General features: G+C 59.3%; 13 protein-coding genes. All 13 read right to left on the bottom strand.

What is annotated here, in order from left to right:
• Positions 1-14: 14 nt before the first annotated feature.
• The 13 genes from EYD00_RS04655 to EYD00_RS04595 all read right to left on the bottom strand — a co-directional run bounded on the left by EYD00_RS04655 (position 15) and on the right by EYD00_RS04595 (position 13,357).
• Complete coding sequence (locus EYD00_RS04655; protein WP_004441333.1) at positions 15-1,526, bottom strand: NADH-quinone oxidoreductase subunit M; 1,512 nt, start codon at positions 1,524-1,526, stop codon at positions 15-17.
• Positions 1,526-3,523 carry an NADH-quinone oxidoreductase subunit L gene (gene nuoL, locus EYD00_RS04650; RefSeq protein ID WP_004441331.1) on the bottom strand — a complete coding sequence of 666 codons (1,998 nt, stop codon included), beginning with the start codon at positions 3,521-3,523 and terminating at the stop codon, positions 1,526-1,528. Before nuoL ends, EYD00_RS04655 begins: the two co-directional genes overlap by 1 nt.
• A 7-nt stretch (positions 3,524-3,530) precedes the next feature.
• Entirely contained in the window at positions 3,531-3,839 is a 309-nt protein-coding gene (nuoK, locus tag EYD00_RS04645) for an NADH-quinone oxidoreductase subunit NuoK (RefSeq protein WP_003521516.1), read from the bottom strand.
• A 28-nt stretch (positions 3,840-3,867) separates the two neighbouring features.
• The gene (locus EYD00_RS04640; RefSeq protein ID WP_004441329.1) at positions 3,868-4,482 is read right to left on the bottom strand and encodes an NADH-quinone oxidoreductase subunit J; all 615 of its coding nucleotides are present in this window, start codon (positions 4,480-4,482) and stop codon (positions 3,868-3,870) included.
• 136 nt (positions 4,483-4,618) lie between these two features.
• Positions 4,619-5,110 (bottom strand): NADH-quinone oxidoreductase subunit NuoI, encoded by a 492-nt coding sequence (nuoI, locus tag EYD00_RS04635; RefSeq protein ID WP_004441327.1) that lies wholly within the window; start codon positions 5,108-5,110, stop codon positions 4,619-4,621.
• A gap of 36 nt (positions 5,111-5,146) precedes the next feature.
• A complete protein-coding gene (nuoH, locus tag EYD00_RS04630) occupies positions 5,147-6,193 on the bottom strand; it encodes an NADH-quinone oxidoreductase subunit NuoH (RefSeq protein WP_004441324.1) in 1,047 nt (348 codons plus the stop codon).
• 12 nt (positions 6,194-6,205) lie between these two features.
• Positions 6,206-8,287: an NADH-quinone oxidoreductase subunit NuoG gene (gene nuoG, locus EYD00_RS04625; RefSeq protein ID WP_004441323.1), complete on the bottom strand. Its 2,082-nt coding sequence runs from the start codon at positions 8,285-8,287 to the stop codon at positions 6,206-6,208.
• 149 nt (positions 8,288-8,436) lie between these two features.
• Complete coding sequence (gene nuoF / locus EYD00_RS04620; RefSeq protein ID WP_004441321.1) at positions 8,437-9,741, bottom strand: NADH-quinone oxidoreductase subunit NuoF; 1,305 nt, start codon at positions 9,739-9,741, stop codon at positions 8,437-8,439.
• Positions 9,742-9,751: 10 nt separating this feature from the next.
• Positions 9,752-10,861 (bottom strand): NADH-quinone oxidoreductase subunit E, encoded by a 1,110-nt coding sequence (locus EYD00_RS04615; protein WP_004441319.1) that lies wholly within the window; start codon positions 10,859-10,861, stop codon positions 9,752-9,754.
• A gap of 16 nt (positions 10,862-10,877) precedes the next feature.
• Positions 10,878-11,138 (bottom strand): hypothetical protein, encoded by a 261-nt coding sequence (locus tag EYD00_RS04610; protein ID WP_034495761.1) that lies wholly within the window; start codon positions 11,136-11,138, stop codon positions 10,878-10,880.
• Positions 11,138-12,328, bottom strand: coding sequence for an NADH-quinone oxidoreductase subunit D (locus tag EYD00_RS04605; protein WP_004441317.1), 1,191 nt, complete (start codon positions 12,326-12,328; stop codon positions 11,138-11,140). Before EYD00_RS04605 ends, EYD00_RS04610 begins: the two co-directional genes overlap by 1 nt.
• Position 12,329: 1 nt before the next feature.
• Positions 12,330-12,758 (bottom strand): GFA family protein, encoded by a 429-nt coding sequence (locus EYD00_RS04600; protein ID WP_004441314.1) that lies wholly within the window; start codon positions 12,756-12,758, stop codon positions 12,330-12,332.
• Entirely contained in the window at positions 12,755-13,357 is a 603-nt protein-coding gene (locus EYD00_RS04595; RefSeq protein WP_004441311.1) for an NADH-quinone oxidoreductase subunit C, read from the bottom strand. Before EYD00_RS04595 ends, EYD00_RS04600 begins: the two co-directional genes overlap by 4 nt.
• Positions 13,358-13,369: the final 12 nt, after the last annotated feature.

The following is a 13,369-nucleotide window of genomic DNA, read 5'->3' as shown; positions in this document are numbered from 1 at the left end:
AACGGGTCCTGTCGTCAATTCATAGTGAGCGCAACATTTTGCGCCGCCTGCAATGCAGCCGTATAGTTGTTTACCAGAAGATCGACCGATGCGGCTGTCGCATCGAACACCGGAGCCGGATAGACGCCGAAGAAGATGGTCAGCACAACCAGCGGATAAAGGATGACCTTTTCGCGGGTCGAGAGATCGAGCAGGCTCTTCAGGCTTTCCTTCTCCAGCGCACCGAAGATCACGCGGCGATAAAGCCATAGCGCATAAGCGGCCGAGAGAATGACACCGGTGGCGGCAAACAGCGCAACCAGCGTGTTGGCGCGGAAGACACCAACCAGCGTCAGGAATTCACCGATGAAGCCTGATGTGCCGGGCAGACCGACATTGGCCATGGTGAAGATCATGAAGGCGACCGCATATTTCGGCATGTTGTTGACGAGACCGCCATACGCCGCGATTTCGCGGGTATGCAGACGGTCGTAAACAACGCCGACGCAGAGGAAGAGCGCGCCCGAGACGATACCGTGCGACAGCATCTGGAAGATAGCGCCCTGCACGCCCTGAACGTTGGCGGCGAAGATACCCATCGTGACGTAACCCATGTGGGCAACAGACGAGTAGGCAATCAGCTTCTTGATGTCGTCCTGCATCATCGCCACCAGCGAGGTGTAGATGATGGCGAGAACCGACAGCGTAAAGACGAAAGGTGCGAAATAGTCCGACGCCAGCGGGAACATCGACAGCGAGAAGCGGATGAAACCGTAACCGCCGAGCTTCAGCATGACGCCAGCCAGAATGACCGAACCTGCGGTCGGGGCCTGAACGTGGGCATCCGGCAGCCAGGTGTGCACCGGCCACATCGGCATCTTGACCGAGAAGGCGGCAAAACAGGCGAGCCACAGCCAGGTCTGCATGCCGGCCGGGAAGCCGTATTTCAGCAATTCCGTCATATCGGTCGTGCCGGCCTGCCAGTACATGGCCATGATCGCGAGCATGGTCAGAACCGAGCCAAGCAGCGTGTAGAGGAAGAACTTGTAGGAGGCGTAAACGCGATCCTTGCCGCCCCACACGCCGATGATGATGAACATCGGGATCAGCGTCGCTTCGAAGAAGACGTAGAAGAGAACGGTATCCAGCGCCACGAAGACGCCGATCATGACAACTTCCAGCAGCAGGAAGGCGATCATGTATTCCTTGATGCGCTTCTCGACCGAATCCCAGCTTGCCAGCACGCAGAAAGGCATGAGGAAAGTGGTGAGGATAACGAAGAGCATGGAGATGCCATCGACGCCGAGATGATAGGCGGCGATGTTGCCGAACCATTCATGCTTCTCGACCATCTGGAAGCCGGGGTTCGAATTGTCGAAACCGATCCAGATGAACAGCGACACGATAAAAGTGAAAACGGTCGTCAGCAGCGAGACATTGAGAATGTTGCGGCGACCATAGGGGCCGTTCTCATTCGTCAGAAGCAGGAGCACCACGCCGACGAGCGGCAGAAAGGTGACCGTTGAAAGAATGGGCCAATCGGTCATCAGAGGGCACTCCCGAGCATCATCCAGGTGACAAGCGCCGCGATGCCGATCAGCATCGCAAAGGCATAATGATAGAGGTAACCGGATTGCAGGCGGACCATGCGGTTGGTCACGTCAACCACACGCGCTGCAATGCCGTTGGGTCCATAGTGGTCGATGACGGCGACGTCGCCCTTCTTCCACAGGAAGCGGCCGAGCGCCTTCGCGGAACGAACGAAGAGGAAGTCATAGAGTTCGTCGAAATACCACTTGTTGAGAAGGAACTGGTAGAGGCCACGATGGGTCTCGGCCAGACGCTTCGGCGTCTCAGGCGACTTGATGTACATGTACCAGGCGGTCACGAAACCAAGGGCCATGGCGAAGAACGGGCTCCATTTCACCCACAGCGGAACGTGGTGGAACTCTTCAAGGATTTCGTTTTCCGGGAGCGTAAAGAGAGCGCCCTTCCAGAATTCGGCATATTCGTGGCCGAAGAAGTAACCTTCGAAGGCAACACCGGCGAAGATCGCGCCAACGGTGAGGATGAAGAGCGGGATCAGCATGACCATCGGCGATTCATGCACATGGTGCATGACGTCGGCAGACGCACGCGGCTTGCCGAAGAAGGTCATGAAGGCCAGACGCCAGGAATAGAAGCTGGTGAACAGCGCGGCGATGACCAGCAGCGTGAAGGCGAAACCAGACAGAACCGAATGCGAGGCATAAGCGGATTCGATGATGACGTCCTTCGAGAAGAAGCCGGCAAAACCGATCATCGTTCCCGGGATACCAACGCCGGTCAGCGCCAGCGTGCCCACGGTCATGGTCCAGAAGGTGATGGGAATATGCTTGCGCAGACCGCCCATGTAACGCATGTCCTGCTCGCCATCGACGGCATGGATAACAGAGCCGGCGCACAAGAACAGCAGGGCCTTGAAGAAGGCGTGCGTGAAGAGGTGGAACACGGCAGCGCCGTAAGCGCCGACGCCGAGCGCCACGAACATGTAACCGAGCTGCGAGCAGGTCGAATAGGCGATAACGCGCTTGATGTCGTTCTGCACCAGACCGACGGTCGCCGCGAAGAAGGCGGTGATCGCGCCGATCAGCGTCACGACGGTCAAGGCATCATGCGAGAGTTCAAACAGCGGCGACATGCGGGCGACGAGGAACACGCCGGCGGTGACCATGGTTGCGGCGTGAATAAGGGCCGAAACCGGGGTCGGGCCTTCCATCGCGTCAGGCAGCCAGGTGTGCAGCAGGAACTGCGCCGATTTACCCATGGCGCCCATGAAGAGCAGCAGGCAGACGCCCGTCATCGCATTGGCCTTGTCCAGCTGCATGCCGAACAGGTTGATGACGGTTTCGGTCGAGGCAGCGCCCTCAGCCGGCAGATAAGTGCCGGCGGCAGCAAAGATGGTTTCGAAGTTGATCGAGCCGAACAGCACGAAGACGCCGGAGATGCCGAGGATGAAGCCGAAGTCACCGACGCGGTTGACGATGAAGGCCTTCATCGCGGCAGCCGATGCGGACGGCTTCTTGAACCAGAAGCCGATCAGCAGATAGGACGCCAGACCCACGCCTTCCCAGCCGAAGAACATCTGCAGCAGGTTGTCGGAAGTCACCAGCATCAGCATTGCGAAGGTGAAAAGCGAGAGATAGGCGAAGAAGCGAGGACGATGCGGATCGTGGTGCATGTATCCGATCGAATAGAGGTGCACCAGCGTCGAGACGGTGTTGACCACGACGAACATGACGGCCGTCAGCGTGTCGATGCGGAACGCCCATTCGACGTCGATACCGCCCGACTGGATCCAGCGCAGCACAGTGACCTTGATCACCTCGCCCGGCTCGCCATGGGCGAGTGCGACGTTGAAGAACACGATCCAGGACAGGATGGCAACCACGATCATCAGACCGGTGGTGACATATTCCGATGCCTTGGCGCCGATGGAGCGGCCAAAGAGGCCCGCAATCAGGAAGCCGATCAGTGGAAGAAAGACGATAGCCTTGTAGATCATAGCCTTATCAGCCCTTCATCATATTGACGTCTTCCACGGCGATCGATCCGCGGTTGCGGTAGAAGACAACGAGTATTGCAAGACCGATCGCCGCTTCAGCGGCTGCAACGGTCAGAATGAACAGGGCGAAGACCTGGCCGACGATATCGTTCAGGAATGCCGAGAAGGCCACCATGTTGATGTTGACCGCGAGCAAAATGAGTTCGATCGACATCAGGATGACGATGACGTTCTTCCGGTTGAGGAAGATGCCGAAGACGCCGATCGTGAAGAGGATCGCGCTGACCGTCAGGTAGTGGGAAAGACCGATTTCCATATTCTGTTTCCTTGGATCCGTTCGCGCCTCAGATGCCCTGGCCCGGCTTGACCTTGACCGTGGTAACCGCGGTCTTGGGGTCACGGCCGACCTGCGTGGCAATGTCCTGCCGCTTGATGTCGGTGCGATGACGCAGCGTCAGCACGATGGCGCCGATCATGGCCACCAGCAGCACGAGGCCGGCGAGCTGGAAGAAGTAGACGTAATTGGTATAGAGCACGTCACCGAGCGCGGCCGTATTGGTGCGTTCGGCAACCGGCGGGATCGGCATGGTGATGGACTTGGCCGCCTGCGGGTTGAGCACGCTGCCGCCCACGACGACGATCAGTTCAGCTGCAAGAATGACGCCGATCAGTGCGCCGACAGGCGCATATTGCAGCACGCCGGAGCGAAGCTCGGCGAAATCCACATCCAGCATCATGACGACGAACAGGAAGAGCACCGCCACGGCGCCGACATAAACCACCAGCAGGATCATGCCGAGGAATTCGGCTCCCGTCAGCAGGAACAGCGCAGCTGCGTTGAAGAAGGTCAGGATCAGAAACAGCACCGAATGAACAGGGTTCTTCGATGCGATGACCATGAACGCAGACGCCACGGCGACGAAAGCGAATATATAAAAGAATACAGCGTGCAGACCCATTTTGGTGCCTTCTTGTCCTCATCGGGAGAAATGGCCGGAAGCCCCCTCGCCCGTTTCGTCCCCGCCGGCGAAAACCGCGCAGGCATTTTACTTTTCATCGCTCTCCGGGGTTGCTCCCCGGAAAGACGGTTGCACCTCAACGGTAAGGTGCATCCAGTGCGAGGTTGCGCGCGATTTCACGCTCCCAGCGGTCGCCATTGTCGAGAAGCTTCTGCTTGTCGAAATAAAGCTCTTCGCGGGTTTCCGTCGCGAATTCGAAGTTCGGGCCCTCGACGATGGCGTCCACCGGGCAGGCTTCCTGGCAGAAGCCGCAATAGATGCACTTCACCATGTCGATATCGTAACGCACCGTGCGGCGGGTGCCGTCGTTGCGACGCGGGCCGGCTTCGATGGTGATCGCCTGAGCAGGACAGATCGCTTCACATAGCTTGCAGGCGATGCAGCGTTCTTCACCGTTCGGATAACGGCGCAGCGCGTGTTCACCACGGAAGCGGGGCGAGACCGGACCCTTCTCGAAAGGATAGTTGATCGTCGCCTTCTGCTTGAAGAAGTGACGCATGGTCAGGAAGATCGCGCCGACGAATTCCTTGAGGAACAGCGAGTTGACGGCTTGGGAGAGGCTTGCCATCTCAGTCTCCAGATCTTTGAGCGAGGAGTTCAGACATCAACCGGCCCACCCCGTCAGCTTCAATACGAATGCAACAATAACGACCATGGCGAGCGACAGCGGCAGGAACACCTTCCAGCCAAGGCGCATGAGCTGGTCATAGCGGTAACGCGGAACGAAGGCCTTCACCAGAGCGAACATGAAGAAGACCATGCAGCCCTTGATGGCGAACCAGACGATGCCCGGCACCCAGTTCAGGAACCATACATCGACGATCGGCAGCCAGCCGCCAAGGAACAGGATGGTCGTCAGGCAGCAGATCAGAACGATCGCAGCATATTCACCGAGCATGAACATCATGTACGGCGTGGAGCCATATTCCACCATGTGACCGGCAACCAGTTCCGATTCCGCTTCCGGAAGGTCGAAGGGCGGACGGTTGGTTTCGGCGAGACCCGAAATGAAGAACACGATGAACATCGGGAACAGCGACAGCCAGTGCCAGTCAAGGAACGATGCCGGCAGGCCGAGCATGGTGCCGAGGCCGGTACGCTGCGCCAGAACGATATCAGTGAGGTTCAGCGAACCAACGCAAAGCAGAACGGTGACGATGACGAGACCGATCGAGACTTCGTAGGACACCATCTGTGCCGCCGAACGCAGCGCGCCGAGGAACGGATATTTCGAGTTCGAAGCCCAGCCGCCCATGATGATGCCGTACACTTCAAGCGACGAGATCGCGAAGATGTAGAGAATGCCGACATTGATATTGGCGACGACCCAGCCTTCATTGAAGGGAATGACGGCATAGGTGGCGAGCGCCAGCGTCACGGCAACCAGCGGCGCCAGCAGGAAGACCGCCTTGTTGGCGCCGGCCGGAATGACGGGCTCCTTCAGGATGAACTTCAAGAGGTCAGCGAAGGACTGGAAAAGACCGAAGGGACCAACGACGTTCGGACCACGGCGCAGCTGTACGGCCGCCCAGACCTTGCGGTCAGCAAGCAGCAGGAAGGCGATGGCCACCAGAAGGCAAACGAGAAGCAGCAGGGACTGGCCGACCATGATCAGCGCGGGCCAGACGTAGCTCCAGAAAAACGATTCCATAATCCCCTACCCTTACTCTGCCGCAGCCTGGAAATTGTTGCGGGCCAATGCGGAGCACTCGGCCATGACGGCAGAGGCGCGCGCAATCGGGTTCGTCAAATAAAAGTCTTTTACCGGCGAAGCAAACGCCGACTTCACGAGAGAGCCGGTTTTAGCAGCCAGAGCCTCGATATCCGAAGCCTTGCCGGCAACGATCTCGTCGGTTTCCGCCAGATGCGGATGCGCGACGTAGAGCTGGCCGCGCAGGGCGGACAGCGAATCGAACGGCAGCTTCTTGCCGAGGACGTCGGACAGCGCACGCAGGATCGCCCAGTCTTCGCGGGCCTCGCCCGGTGCGAAACCGGCACGGTTGCCAAGCTGGACGCGGCCTTCGGTGTTGACCCAGATACCGGACTTCTCGGTATAGGCCGCACCCGGAAGGATGACGTCGGCGTTCATTGCACCCTGATCGCCATGGCTGCCAATATAGACGGTGAACTTCGCACCCTTGTTCGACAGGTCGAGTTCATCGGCGCCGAGCAGGAAGAGAACATCCATCGAGGCGACCATGTCGGCTGCAGCAACACCGCCCTCACCCGGCACGAAGCCGATATCGAGACCACCCACGCGGGCAGCGGCAGTGTGCAGGACCGAGAAGCCATTCCACTCTTCGGTGACAGCGCCGACGGAGGTGGCGAGCTTGGCAGCGGCGGCAAGAACGGCAGCGCCATCAGCACGGGACAATGCGCCCTGACCAATGATGATCAGCGGATTCTTGGCGGACTTCAGCTTGTCAACGAAGCTGTGCGAACCATTGGCGAGATCGGACAGTGTTTCAGCGCCCGAGCCGAGATATTCGTAATTGTAACGCAGCTCACCGGCTTCACCGATCACACCGATCGGGAAACCGCCGCGACGCCAGCGCTTGCGGATGCGGGCGTTGAGGACAGCTGCTTCGTAACGCGGGTTGGAGCCAACGATCAGCAGGGCGTCCGCCTGTTCGATACCTTCGATGGTGGAATTGAACAGGTAGCTGGCGCGGCCGAGCGACGGGTCAAGCGCTGCGCCATCCTGGCGGCAATCAACATTGGCCGAGCCGAGCGAAGCGAGAAGCGACTTCAGCGCGAACATTTCTTCGACGGACGACAGATCGCCGGCAATCGCGCCGATCTTGTTGCCTGAGGTCGCAGCCACAGCCTGCTTGATCGCACCGAAGGCTTCGCCCCAGGTTGCGGGCTGCAGGCGGCCATCCTTGCGGACGTAAGGCCGGTCGAGGCGCTGAGTCTTCAGGCCATCCCAGATGAAGCGGCTCTTGTCGGAAATCCACTCTTCGTTGATGGCCTCGTTGACACGCGGCATGACACGCATGACTTCGCGGCCGCGGGTATCGACGCGGATGGCCGAACCGAGCGCATCCATCACGTCGATGGTTTCGGTCTTGTTCAGTTCCCACGGACGGGCCGTGAAGGCGAAAGGCTTGGAGGTGAGCGCGCCGACGGGGCAAAGGTCAACGACGTTGCCCTGCAGCTCCGAGGTCATCGCCTGCTCGAGATAGGTGGTGATTTCGGCATCTTCGCCACGGCCGATGAGGCCGAGTTCGGCAATGCCAGCCACTTCCGTGGTGAAACGGACGCAACGCGTGCAGTGGATGCAGCGGTTCATGACCGTCTTGACGAGCGGTCCGATATATTTGTCTTCAACCGCACGCTTGTTTTCCGCGTAACGCGAACCGGCGATACCGAAGGCCATGGCCTGGTCCTGCAGGTCGCATTCGCCGCCCTGGTCGCAGATCGGGCAATCCAGCGGATGGTTGATGAGCAGGAACTCCATCACGCCTTCGCGGGCCTTCTTGACCATCGGCGTGTTGGTGAAAACCTCAGGCAATTCGCCGTTCGGGCCGCCGCGAACGTCGCGCACGCCCATGGCGCAGGAAGCGGCCGGCTTCGGCGGTCCGCCCTTTACCTCGATGAGACACATGCGGCAGTTACCCGCGACCGACAAGCGCTCATGAAAACAAAAGCGCGGAACTTCGGCGCCAGCCTCCTCGCACGCCTGCAACAGCGTGAAATGATCCGGAACCTCGATCTCTTTACCGTCAACCTTGAGCTTTGCCATGGTTCTACTTACGTCCTGTTGCCTGTTCGTCCCATGTCTCACACGGTCCGCAACAAATCCTTAATCACGCCCGGCACTCTTAATCATCTGCCAGGCGCTTCATGGTGTCGCGAGGCCGGAAATTCCGGCTCCGCTCGAAGCCTCAACGCTTATTCAGCGGCTTCCAGAACAGCGCCATCATCCATGGCCCTGTAGGTATATTGGTCGATGCGCTTTTCGATTTCCGGACGGAAATTGCGGATCAGCGCCTGTACCGGCCATGCTGCGGCGTCGCCGAGCGCACAGATGGTGTGGCCTTCGATCTGCTTCGTCACTTCGAACAGCATGTCGATTTCGCGCTTCTGCGCATTGCCCTTGACCATGCGCTCCAGCACGCGCCACATCCAGCCCGTGCCTTCACGGCACGGCGTGCACTGGCCGCAGCTTTCGTGCTTGAAGAAGGCCGCGATGCGAGCGATCGCCTTTATGACGTCGGTGGACTTGTCCATGACGATCATGCCTCCGGTGCCGAAGGAGGATTTCACTTCGCGCATGCCGTCGAAATCCATGATGGCGTCCTTCATGTCCTCACCGCGAACGATGGGGCAGGAAGCGCCGCCGGGGATGACGCCGAGCAGATTGTCCCAGCCGCCACGAATGCCACCGCAATGGTGTTCGATCAGTTCGCGGAAGGACAGGCCGAGCGCGTCTTCGAAGGTGCAGGGACGCTCAACATGGCCGGAGACCATGAACAGCTTGGTGCCGACGTTGTTGGGACGGCCGATGGACGAGAACCAGGCAGCGCCGCGGCGCAGAATGGTCGGGGCAACCGCGATCGATTCAACGTTGTTGACGGTCGTCGGGCAGCCGTAAAGACCCATATTGGCCGGGAACGGCGGCTTCAGACGCGGCTGGCCCTTTTTGCCTTCAAGGCTTTCGAGCAGTGCCGTCTCTTCGCCGCAGATATAGGCGCCCGCGCCGTGATGCACGTAGATGTCGAAATCCCAGCCATTCTTGTTGTTACCGCCGAGCAGACCGGCATCGTAACATTCGTCGATGGCCGCCTGAAGAGCCTCACGTTCGCGCATATATTCGCCGCGAACATAGATGTAAGCGGTGTGCGCGCCCATGGCGAAACCGGCGATCACGCAGCCTTCGATCAGCGTGTGCGGATCGTTGCGCAGGATTTCGCGGTCCTTGCAGGTGCCGGGCTCGGATTCATCGGCGTTAACGACGAGATAATGCGGACGGCCGTCATTTTCCTTCGGCATGAAGGACCACTTGAGACCCGTCGGGAAGCCAGCGCCGCCGCGACCGCGAAGGCCCGAAGCCTTCATCTCGTTGATGATCCAGTCACGGCCCTTTTCGATGATCTGCTTGGTGCCGTCCCAGTGGCCGCGCGCCAGCACGCCTTTCAGAGACTTGTCCTTGAGGCCGTAGAGATTGGTAAAGATGCGATCCTGATCTTTTAACATGCTTCACCTCTTACCGCGGCTTCTTGCCGAAGACCCTGATATACTCGGCTTCGCCACCCTTGGCGAGCGCCTCGGCCTGCTTGACCCAGTCATCACGGCCGATACGGCCCTTGAAATTCAGATATCCATCGACCCAGTCGCATTCGGCCTGCTTCCAGCCGGCGATCTGCGCATAGGTGAAGATGCCGAGCTCGTTCAGCGTACCCTCAATCTTGGGGCCGACGCCGGAAATGAGCTTCAGGTCATCAGGGGCAGCTGGCTTTTCGATGCCTGCCGGACGATCCGCGGAATCCAGCGACGGCTTTGATGCTGCCGCTTCCTTGCCGACCGATTCCTTTTCGCCAGCCTTTGCGTTTTCAGCAGCAGCCTTGGGCTCATTGGCCGGCGTCTTCAGCTTCGGATCGGTTTCCGGCGCATCCGTCTTCGGCTTGGCGGCGTTGGACGGCGGAACCTGTGCGGCATCCGCTGGCACTTCAGCCGGCTTGTCGAGATTGGAACGGTCAGGCTTGATCTCTTCCGTCAGGGTCGTGAGGCCGCCAACGGGGACTGACTGGTGACGGTCGATCTGGGGGCCGGTCTTGACGGTGTCGCCCTTGCCTGCCTCGAAAGCATCGATGATCTCTTCCAGACGCTCGGGCGTCAGGTCTTCATAGGCATCCTTGAAGATGATGACCATCGGCGCGTTGACGCAGGCGCCCTGACATTCCACCTCTTCCCAGGAAAGCGTGCCGCTCTCATTGGTGTGCAGCGGATCGTGATGGATCTTCTTGCGGCAGACATCCATCAGCGCTTCGGAGCCGCGCAGCATGCAGGGCGTGGTGCCGCAGACCTGAACGTGGGCACGCGTGCCGACCGGCTTCAGCTGGAACTGCGTATAGAAGGTCGCAACTTCAAGAACACGGATATAGGCCATGTCCAGCATGTCTGCGACTTTTTCGATGGCGGCGCGGGTAACCCAGCCATCCTGCTCCTGGGCACGCATGAGCAGCGGGATGACCGCTGATTGCTGGCGTCCCTCGGGATATTTCTTGATCGTCTTTTCAGCCCATGCGGTGTTTTCCGCGTTGAAGGCAAATGCCACGGGCTGGAACTGATCTTCGGCTAGTCGACGAACGGACATACTTCCTCACGCCTTTTCAGTTTAACGTCACACACCGCGATCTCGCCACCGTGACGAATTCGCAGGCATAAGCCGCCTTGTCTTTTTGCATGAACACGATGAACTTGCTGCCATTGGGAACCGAGGCCTTTATCTCGTATCCCGACGACAGAAGCTGCTTGATGGTCGAGGAGCCGCCGCTCGCCAACGATACACCGCCCTCGTCCGTCGCCGTCTGGGCGAAAACGGGGGTGGACATCGCTGCGAGAAAAGCCGGAATGGCCAGCGGCAGACGCATCAGCGGTCGACCTCCCCGAACACGATGTCGAGAGAGCCGAGCACGGCTGTAACGTCGGCAAGCTGATGGCCCTTGCACAGGAAATCCATCGCCTGCAGATGGGCATAGCCCGGAGCGCGGATCTTGCAGCGGTAAGGCTTGTTGGAACCATCGGCAACCACATAGACGCCAAACTCGCCCTTTGGCGCTTCGACGGCGGCGTAAACTTCGCCAGCGGGAACGTGGTAACCTTCGGTGTAGAGCTTGAAGTGGTGGATCAGCGCTTCCATCGAACGCTTCATCTCACCGCGCTTGGGCGGAACCACCTTGCCATCCAGCGAGGAGACCGGGCCGATGCGGTGCTTGCCGGACAAAAGCTCGACGCACTGCTTCATGATCTTCACGGATTCGCGCATTTCCTGCATGCGGATCAGGTAACGATCATAGCAGTCGCCGTTCTTGCCAACAGGGATGTCGAATTCCAGATCGGAATAGCACTCATAAGGCTGCGAACGACGCAAATCCCAGGCAGCGCCGGAACCACGCACCATCACGCCCGTAAAGCCCCAGGCAAAGGCATCTTCCAGCGAGACGACGCCGATATCGACGTTACGCTGCTTATAGATGCGGTTATCCGTCAGGAGGCCCTCGATATTGTCGAGGACGGTGATGAAGGGATCGCACCACTTGCCGATATCGTCAACCAGTTCCGGCGGCAGGTCCTGGTGAACGCCGCCCGGACGGAAATAGGCCGAGTGCATGCGCGCGCCACAGGCGCGCTCATAAAACACCATCAGCTTTTCGCGCTCTTCGAAGCCCCAGACCGGCGGCGTCATCGCGCCCACGTCCATGGCCTGCGTGGTCACGTTCATGATGTGCGAGAGGATGCGGCCGATTTCCGAATAGAGAACGCGGATCAGCTGGCCGCGCATCGGGATTTCGAGGCCGAGCAGCTTTTCGACGGCGAGCGCGAAAGCGTGCTCCTGGTTCATCGGCGCGACGTAGTCGAGACGATCGAAGTAAGGAACGGCCTGCAGATAGGTCTTCGTCTCGATCAGCTTTTCGGTTCCGCGATGCAGAAGACCGATATGCGGATCAACGCGCTCGACGATTTCGCCGTCCAGTTCCAGAACCAGACGCAGCACGCCGTGCGCGGAGGGATGTTCCGGACCGAAGTTGATCGTGAAGTTGCGGACGTTATGCTCAGTCATTCTAGTGCTCCGCCGAGGTGATCATGGCGATGAATTCGGGGCCGGTCATGTTCTGCGTGATCTCAGCGAAGGAATAGCTCGAAGGCTTTTCATCCGTGAAAATCTGCGACGCGAACCTGAAACTGGAAGGGTTGTCAAAAGCCTGCAGCGACACGGCAAAATGCTTGCCATCCTTGGAACGCCACATCAGCGTGCTGCCGCAATTCTTGCAGAAGCAGCGCTCGCCCCACTCCGACGAGGAATAGACGCCGAGGCTCTCTTCGTTTTCGACGGAGATATCAGCGCATTCGACAGCCAGAAACGCGCCGCCGGACCAGCGGCGGCACATGGAGCAATGGCAAACGCCGAATTCGCGGGCGCCGATGACGGCCTCAAGGCCGACGGCGCCGCAAAGACATTGCCCATGTTCTGTCGCGGAGACCTGGCTCATTGCTTGGCCTTTTCGTCGCCAGGAAGAACGTAATCGGTCCCTTCCCAAGGGGAAAGGAAGTCGAAGTTACGGAATTCCTGCTTCAGCTCGACCGGCTCATAAAGCACGCGCTTCAGAACGTCATCGTAACGCACTTCAACAAACCCGGTAACCGGGAAATCCTTGCGCAGCGGGTGGCCTTCGAAACCGTAATCGGTGAGAATGCGGCGAAGGTCCGCATGGCCCTCAAACGGAATGCCATACATGTCCCAGGCTTCACGCTCGAACCATTCCGCACCCATGTAGACGGAGGTCGCAGAAGGAACGCCCTCGTCCTCCTCCACCTGCAGCTTGACGCGGACGCGCAGATTCTGGCGCGGCGACAGCAGGTGATAAACGACATCGAAACGCTTTTCGCGCTGCGGCCAGTCAACGCCGCAGATATCGATGATATTGACGAATCCGCACTGCACATCGTCGCGCAGGAAGGTCAGAAGCGCGATTACGCTTTCAGGCGTCGTGTTCAGCGTCAGCTCGCCATAGGCGATATCGGCCGACACCACGAGTGAACCGCGCGCTTCCTTAACGTAAGCAGCAAGATCGTTGAGAGCTTCGCTCATTCTAAATCCGTC

The organism is Agrobacterium sp. 33MFTa1.1, from assembly GCF_004328495.1.
Classification (GTDB): domain Bacteria; phylum Pseudomonadota; class Alphaproteobacteria; order Rhizobiales; family Rhizobiaceae; genus Agrobacterium; species Agrobacterium pusense.
The sequence above is the reverse complement of the archived record's forward strand: the minus strand, read 5'-3'. Positions and strand labels throughout refer to the sequence as shown.

Excerpts from the sequence above, each read along its gene's own strand:
- EYD00_RS04655 (WP_004441333.1), bottom strand. The coding sequence starts at position 1,526 with ATGACCGATTGGCCCATTCTTTCAACGGTCACCTTTCTGCCGCTCGTC.
- nuoL (WP_004441331.1), bottom strand. The coding sequence starts at position 3,523 with ATGATCTACAAGGCTATCGTCTTTCTTCCACTGATCGGCTTCCTGATT.
- nuoK (WP_003521516.1), bottom strand. The coding sequence starts at position 3,839 with ATGGAAATCGGTCTTTCCCACTACCTGACGGTCAGCGCGATCCTCTTC.
- EYD00_RS04640 (WP_004441329.1), bottom strand. The coding sequence starts at position 4,482 with ATGGGTCTGCACGCTGTATTCTTTTATATATTCGCTTTCGTCGCCGTG.
- nuoI (WP_004441327.1), bottom strand. The coding sequence starts at position 5,110 with ATGGCAAGCCTCTCCCAAGCCGTCAACTCGCTGTTCCTCAAGGAATTC.
- nuoH (WP_004441324.1), bottom strand. The coding sequence starts at position 6,193 with ATGGAATCGTTTTTCTGGAGCTACGTCTGGCCCGCGCTGATCATGGTC.
- nuoG (WP_004441323.1), bottom strand. The coding sequence starts at position 8,287 with ATGGCAAAGCTCAAGGTTGACGGTAAAGAGATCGAGGTTCCGGATCAT.
- nuoF (WP_004441321.1), bottom strand. The coding sequence starts at position 9,741 with ATGTTAAAAGATCAGGATCGCATCTTTACCAATCTCTACGGCCTCAAG.
- EYD00_RS04615 (WP_004441319.1), bottom strand. The coding sequence starts at position 10,861 with ATGTCCGTTCGTCGACTAGCCGAAGATCAGTTCCAGCCCGTGGCATTT.
- EYD00_RS04610 (WP_034495761.1), bottom strand. The coding sequence starts at position 11,138 with ATGCGTCTGCCGCTGGCCATTCCGGCTTTTCTCGCAGCGATGTCCACC.
- EYD00_RS04605 (WP_004441317.1), bottom strand. The coding sequence starts at position 12,328 with ATGACTGAGCATAACGTCCGCAACTTCACGATCAACTTCGGTCCGGAA.
- EYD00_RS04600 (WP_004441314.1), bottom strand. The coding sequence starts at position 12,758 with ATGAGCCAGGTCTCCGCGACAGAACATGGGCAATGTCTTTGCGGCGCC.
- EYD00_RS04595 (WP_004441311.1), bottom strand. The coding sequence starts at position 13,357 with ATGAGCGAAGCTCTCAACGATCTTGCTGCTTACGTTAAGGAAGCGCGC.